The organism is Streptomyces sp. NRRL S-337, assembly GCF_000720175.1.
In the GTDB taxonomy this organism is placed as follows: Bacteria; Actinomycetota; Actinomycetes; order Streptomycetales; family Streptomycetaceae; genus Streptomyces; species Streptomyces siderophoricus.
In genome coordinates this window covers 22,205-28,741 of the sequence record NZ_JOIX01000085.1, presented here as the reverse complement: position 1 = coordinate 28,741, position 6,537 = coordinate 22,205, and the positions used below count along the sequence as shown (strand labels likewise).

Below are 6,537 nucleotides of genomic sequence, written 5' to 3'. Positions count from 1 at the left end.
TGTTTGGGACTGCTGTCGCTTTACGTCCCAAACACCGGCCCCTCCGGCCCGTCCCCTCCCGTTGGGGGAGTGGGAAGAGGTGGGTGGGGGTGGGCGTTGAGGGAACCAGGGGCCCTTGGGACCCGTAGGGGATGGTCGAACAGATCCCGTAGGGGATGCGGGCGCCCCTTGCAGGGCCTCAACTCGACGGGCAGGGGCGGTATTCCCGCCACCCACGACCCCATGACGCGACGTACAACCAGGACGACGACACCCACCCCCACCGGCCTTCCCACCCCCCACTCACGGGAGGGGACAGACCGGAGGACGAAGTCTGTAGGGCTGTCACCGCACCCAAAAACACCACGCCCGCCGCCAGGCGCAACGGCGAGAAGACCCGCGGCGGGAAAGACAGGTACGTGGGAGGCGCCGCAAAGCGCGCAACGGCGAGCAACCCCCGCGGTGGGACGGCCAAGTACGTGGGGGCGCCGCAAAGCGCAGCGGAACGGCGGGACGACCGACTACGTGGGATGGAGTGAAGCGATGCGAGGGGTCATATACGACGGGGAGCAGCCGCGGGTCGTGGACGATCTGGTGGTGCGGGAGCCGGGGCCGGGGGAGGTGTTGGTGGGGATCCGGGCGGCGGGGTTGTGCCACAGCGATCTGTCGGTGGTCGACGGCACGATTCCGTTTCCGGTGCCGGTCGTGCTGGGGCACGAGGGCGCGGGCGTGGTGGAGGCGGTGGGTGCGGGCGTCGGCCATGTGGCGCCCGGTGACCACGTGGCGCTGTCGACGCTGGCCAACTGCGGGGTGTGCGCGGAGTGCGACCGGGGGCGGCCGACGATGTGCCGCAAGGCCATCGGGATGCCCGGGAGGCCGTTTCGGCGGGGCGGGGCGGAGCTGTTCCAGTTCGCGTCGAACTCGGCGTTCGCGGAGCGTACGGTCGTCAAGGCGGTGCAGGCGGTGAAGATCGACGCGGACATTCCGCTGCCGTCGGCCGCGCTGATCGGGTGCGGGGTGCTGACCGGGGTGGGCGCGGTGCTCAACCGCGCGAAGGTCGACCGCGGGGACTCGGTCGTGGTGATCGGGGCGGGCGGGATCGGGCTCAACGTGCTCCAGGGGGCGCGGCTCGCGGGTGCGTCGGTGATCGTGGCGGTGGACGCCAATCCGGCGAAGGAGACCGTGGCACGGCAGTTCGGCGCCACCCACTTCGTCGACGCCTCGGCCGCCGCGGACGCCGTCAAGGCGGTGAAGGAGATCCTGCCGACCGGCGCCGACCACGCCTTCGAGTGCGTGGGCAGTACGCGGCTGATCCGGCAGGCGATCGACCTGCTGGACCGGCACGGCCAGGCGGTGCTGCTCGGGGTGCCGCCGGCCGGTGCGGAGGCGGCGTTCCCGGTCTCGTCGATGTACCTGGACAAGTCGATCCTCGGCTGCCGCTACGGATCGTCCCGTCCACAGCGGGACATCGCGCTGTACGCCCGGCTGTACCGCGAAGGGCGGCTGCTGCTGGACGAGTTGGTGACCCGGACGTACCCGGTGGAGGACTTCGCGAAGGCGGCGGACGACGCGCATCACGGGCGGGTGGCGCGGGCGGTGCTGACGTTCGGGTAGGAGGCGGAGGCGGAGGCGGAGGCGGAGGCGGAGGCGAGGGGCGCGGTCCGGGTGGTGGGTTGCCGTTCCGGTTTCGGTGGTGTCCTTCGGCCGGCACGGGTGGTGGCCCGATCCTGATGAACCCTGGCCCTCCGGCCACTCGTTCGGTAACGAGGCGGGGGCGAAGCTTCTGGGGTGCCCCAGACGCCCCAGACCCCCGAACTCCGCCCGCCCGCGGCGGAGGACCGTACCGCCGCTCCCGCTCCCGTCGCCGCCGAGGCCGTGCCGAGGCGGCGCCCGCACCGCGCCTGGTCGGTCGCCGCCGTCACCTTCCTCACGATCATCGGCGCGGCCGGTTTCGCGTCCCTCCCCGGTCTGCTCATCGACCCGCTGCACGCCGAGTTCCACTGGTCCCGCGGCACCATCGGCTTCGCGGTCTCGGTGAACCTCGCGCTGTACGGGCTGACCGCGCCGTTCGCCGCCGCCCTGATGGACCGGTTCGGTATCCGGCGGGTGGTCGCGGTCGCCCTGACGGTCATCGCGGTCGGCGCCGGGCTGACCGTCTTCATGACGGCCGCCTGGCAACTGGTGCTCCTCTGGGGCGTGTTGGTGGGGCTGGGCAGCGGCTCGATGGCGCTGGCCTTCGCGGCCACGGTCACCAACCGCTGGTTCACCGCGCGGCGCGGGCTGGTCACCGGCATCCTCACCGCGGCCGGCGCCTCCGGCCAGCTGGTCTTCCTCCCCGTACTGTCCTGGATCGTCGACCGGCACGACTGGCGGCCGGCCGCGGTGACCGTCGCGCTGGCCGCGCTCGCCGTGGTCCCGCTGGTGTGGCTGCTGCTGCGTGACCACCCGGCGGACGTCGGTGTGGCGCCCTACGGGGCGGACGCGTTCGTGCCCAAGCCGCCGCCGCAGCGGGGTGCGGCCCGGCGCGCGGTGCGGGCGCTGGTCTCGGCGGCCCGGACGGGACCGTTCTGGCTGCTGGCCGGCACCTTCGCGATCTGCGGTGCCACGACCAACGGCCTGGTCAAGACGCACTTCGTGCCCGCGGCGCACGACCACGGCATGCCGATGACGGCGGCCGCCTCACTGCTTGCGGTGATCGGCGTCTTCGACATCGCCGGAACGATCGCCTCCGGCTGGTTCACCGACCGCTTCAACATCCGCCGCCTGCTGGCCGTCTACTACGGTCTGCGCGGTCTGTCGCTGATGTTCCTGCCGCTGCTGCTCTCCGACACCGTCCATCCGCCGATGGTCTTCTTCATCGTCTTCTACGGCCTGGACTGGGTGGCGACGGTCCCGCCGACCATCGCGCTGTGCCGTGAGCACTACGGCGAGGACGGCGCCATCGTCTTCGGCTGGGTCCTGGCCGCCCACCAGGTGGGCGCTGCCCTGATCGCCTTCCTGGGCGGCCTGGCCCGCGACGCCTTCGGCACGTACAACCCGGTCTGGTACGCCTCGGGCGCGCTGTGCGCACTGGCGGCCCTGATGGCCCTGGTCATCCGCGAGCGGCGTACGGGGGCGGCCCCGGGGCAGCCGGCCGCCGTGTGAGCCGCCCCCGGTGGCGGGGCGCCCGGCCGGCCGGTGCATGATCCCCGCGGGACGAGCGACGGGGGAACGGGCATGACGGTGGAGGCCGGGGCCGGGGCGGCCGCCGGGCAGCTCCGCGACGTCTGGAGCGGGCGGGCCGTTCTGGTGTCGATGGCGGCGCTGCTGGCAGAGGCGATGTGCGCGACGGTCGGGGTCGTGCTGTACGGCTTCACCCAGGAGGGGACGGTCGGCAATGTGTTCCTGGCCGCCTTCGTGCTCCCGGTTGCGCTGGTGCTCGGCGCGCTCCCCGGCCTGGTGGTGACGGTCACCCTGGTGCTGCCCACGCTGACGCTGGGGCGCCTGGCGGCCCGTTGGGGAGGGTGGCAGGGACGGGCGAGGTGGTGGTGCACGGCGGCCGCCGCCCCCTTCTCGGCAGCCGGCGCGACGCTCGCCTACGGGGCGTGCTGCGCGCTCCTCACCGGCACTGTGGGGCCGCCCCTGGCTTACCTGGTGTGCTGGCCGGCGCTCACCGCGGCCGCCGTACCGGCCGCCCTGCTGGCCGCGGTCGCCGCCCGGGGCACCGGGACCCGGCGCACCGTGCGGCTGACGGTCACGGTCGCGAGCAGCGGATTCCTGATCGCCCTCGCGGTGGGTGTGCTCGGCGTCGCCGCCCTGGCAAGCGGACTGTTGCCGGCGTACGAGCCCCCGAAGCTGTCACGCGCCGGACTCGTCGGGGTCTGGCGGGACGGCAGCGGCGGCACCCTTGAGCTGCGCGCCGACGGAACGGCGTCGGCGAGGGGGCTGAGCAAGCCGGGCGACCACTGCGGCGGCGTCGGCAGGTGGGAACTGGACCGCTTCACGGCGGACGCGCGGTTGGAGGTGGAGGTGGACGGCGACTGCCGGGGGCAGTGGTTCATGGGCGGTACCCAGGAGCGCCCCACCCTCTACTACTTCCTGGGCGACCCGGACGAGTGGCACCGGCATGTCCTGACCCGGCAGGGCGGCCGGTCCTGAAGCGGCGGTCCTGACCCGGCGGCGGTGCTGAAGCGGCGGCGCCGGCCCGCGGTATGCCGCTCGACCGCACCGGCCGGGCTCAGGGGCTGAAGTGACCGAAGGTGCCCCGGTGGAACAGGAGGGGGCCGGCTTCGGCGGCCGCCGGATCCGTGCCGAGGGCCTCGACGCGGCCGACGACGATGAGGTGGTCGCCTCCGGTGTGCACGGCCTGGAGGGTGCAGTCGATCCAGGCGGGCACGTCGGCCAGCCTCGGTGAGCCGGTCGCCGGCGCGGGCCCGTAGGAGACGCCGGCGAACTTGTCGCCACCACGGACCGCGAACCCCCGGCACAGCTCGCCCTGCGCCGCCCCGAGGACGTTGACGCAGAACACCCCGGCCCGCGCGATCCGCGGCCAGGTCGTCGACGTACGCGCCACCATGAACGTCACCAGCGGCGGGTCGAGGGAGAGCGACGCGAAGGACTGGCAGGCAAAACCGGCCGGGCCCGGTTCGCCCGGTGCCGTGACGACGGTGACGCCGCTGGCGAAGTGGCCCAGGACGGAACGGAAGGCGGCCGGGTCGAGGGGGGCGCGCTCGCCCTCCCGTACGGCGCGCAGGGCGGGCCGCGGGAGCGGTGCGGCAGGAGTGGCGGGCGCGGCGGCTGTGGTCGGCGCGCCGACCGACCGGAGGTACCGCACGGCCGTGGCCGCCATCCCGGCATGCCCCATCATCGCTTCGGCCCCATCAGTCCCCTTGGCCCTGTCAGCCCTGTCAGCCCCGTCAGTCCCGTCATGGCGTCCGTCCTGTCGTGTCTTCCGACCGGCCGGCCTTCGGCCTGGCCGCCTTCTGCCTGGGTGTTTCCGTCTGGCCGCCCATTGAATCTGATGCCCCGTCAGATGTGAAGCCATGCGGGCCGGTGGCCACCCACACGTGTGGTTTGGCGGCGTACGTGGCGATCTCCGGCGGAATGGGGGGAGATTGGGGGAGGGATTCCTGATTGTGTGCCGCCCGCGCGGGTAGCGTCCACGTCGGCCGCGTCCGTAGCCGAACACGGGGGAGAGTTCCGGTACATGGCCGAGGCAACACCGTCACCACCACCACCGTCGTCACCGTCAGCACCGCCGTCCGCCGCGTCACCCACCTTCGACGAGGTCTTCTGCGGTCTGCTGCCCCGCCTCTACCGCAGGGCGGTGATGCTGGCCGGTTCGAGACAGTCCGCGGAGGATGTGGTGCACGAGGCGTACCTCAAGCTCGCCGCCCGTCCGCAGCGTTTCCTCGCGCACCCGGAGCCGTATGCCTACGCCTTCACCGCGGTCCTCAACGTCGCACGCGACGCCTACCGCAAGGACCGCCGCCAGGTCCTCGTGGACGGCCTGGAGGGCGTCGAGGAGGCCGGTGCGGGCGGCGGCGCGGGAGCGGGCCCCGGCACCGAACCGGGCGGCTGGGACGGCGGGGTGGAGCGGCGGCACGCCGAGCTCGAAGCGGTGCGCCTGCTGGGGAGGCTGTCGCACCGGCAGGCCGGCATCGTCATCCTCGTCGACCTCGACGGCTACACCCTCGATCAGGCCGCCAAGATCATGAAGGTGCATCGCGGTACGGCCGCCCGCCATCGGGCCCGCGCGCTGGACAGGCTGCGCGCGTACCTCGTTGACTCGGAGCACGGGCAGGCCGGGAGGTGAGCGGCACGGTGGGCGTGGGGCGACGCCGCGACGGCGAGGTCGGCGATGTCGGCGGCACCGGTGGTGCGGGCGGCGGCGGCCGGCCGTTCGGCGGCGGGGGCCGGGGCGACGACTCCGGCGGCTCCGGCGGCTCGGGCGGTTCCGGCGGCGACATCGAGGCGCTGCTGCGCGCCCGGCTGCGGCGCGCGGACGAGCAGATCGAGACACCGCCCGGCCTGTGGGAGCGCGTCCGCCGGCCGGTCGACGAACAGGCACCGAAGGCGGGTTCACCGCGCAGGTGGCCGTACGCCTCCGCGCTGCCCCCGAGGCGGCCGTACGCGATCGCCTGCGCGGTGGCGGCGGCGGTCGCCGCGGTGGCGCTGGGGGTGTGGTGGCTGGTGCGGCCCGGGCCCGTCACGCTGCGGCCGGCGGGGCCGCCCCCGACGGTGAAGATCACGGTCTACAACAGCGAGCGCGCCTGCCGTACGGGCCGCTCCCTGGAGTGCGCGCTGCGGCTCGCCAAGGACCCGTACGCCGCGTACGCCGCGCGCGACAACTCCGCGGGCCGGGTCTGGCACGGCGACGGGCTGGCCGCGCGCTGCGTCGTCACCGACGGGCGGATGGTCCGCGACGAGGCGGGCATCACCTCCACCCGCTGGTACCTGGTGACGAACGGGCAGGGCGCGCGCGGATGGCTGCCGGGGGTGCGGACGCGGAACACCCATGAGGTGCCGGTGTGCCCGGCGGACGTGAAGTAGCGGACCGACGTAACGGGCGGCCCGCCG

At 73.9% G+C, this 6,537-nt stretch carries 6 protein-coding genes; 5 read left to right on the top strand and 1 reads right to left on the bottom strand.

Going from position 1 to position 6,537, the window contains the following annotated elements; all coding sequences use genetic code 11:
- Positions 1-522 precede the first annotated feature (522 nt).
- The 3 genes from IG62_RS0135200 (at position 523) to IG62_RS0135190 (ending at position 4,116) form a co-directional block, all read left to right on the top strand.
- Positions 523-1,593: a Zn-dependent alcohol dehydrogenase gene (locus IG62_RS0135200; protein WP_030813199.1), complete on the top strand. Its 1,071-nt coding sequence runs from the start codon at positions 523-525 to the stop codon at positions 1,591-1,593.
- 174 nt (positions 1,594-1,767) lie between these two features.
- Positions 1,768-3,123, top strand: a complete 1,356-nt coding sequence (locus IG62_RS0135195) for an MFS transporter (RefSeq protein WP_030813197.1) — start codon at positions 1,768-1,770, stop codon at positions 3,121-3,123.
- Positions 3,124-3,195: 72 nt separating this feature from the next.
- Positions 3,196-4,116, top strand: coding sequence for a hypothetical protein (locus tag IG62_RS0135190; RefSeq protein ID WP_030813191.1), 921 nt, complete (start codon positions 3,196-3,198; stop codon positions 4,114-4,116).
- A 79-nt stretch (positions 4,117-4,195) separates the two neighbouring features.
- Here IG62_RS0135190 and IG62_RS0135185 read toward each other — a convergent pair whose 3' ends face one another.
- Positions 4,196-4,807: a flavin reductase family protein gene (locus tag IG62_RS0135185; protein WP_030813187.1), complete on the bottom strand. Its 612-nt coding sequence runs from the start codon at positions 4,805-4,807 to the stop codon at positions 4,196-4,198.
- Between the two features lie 357 nt (positions 4,808-5,164).
- On the opposite strand from IG62_RS0135185, the gene IG62_RS0135180 reads away from it, so the two are divergent.
- Both IG62_RS0135180 and IG62_RS0135175 read left to right on the top strand, forming a co-directional pair.
- Positions 5,165-5,773: an RNA polymerase sigma factor gene (locus IG62_RS0135180; RefSeq protein WP_234326871.1), complete on the top strand. Its 609-nt coding sequence runs from the start codon at positions 5,165-5,167 to the stop codon at positions 5,771-5,773.
- The gene (locus IG62_RS0135175; protein WP_037840093.1) at positions 5,770-6,510 is read left to right on the top strand and encodes a hypothetical protein; all 741 of its coding nucleotides are present in this window, start codon (positions 5,770-5,772) and stop codon (positions 6,508-6,510) included. Before IG62_RS0135180 ends, IG62_RS0135175 begins: the two co-directional genes overlap by 4 nt.
- Positions 6,511-6,537 lie beyond the last annotated feature (27 nt).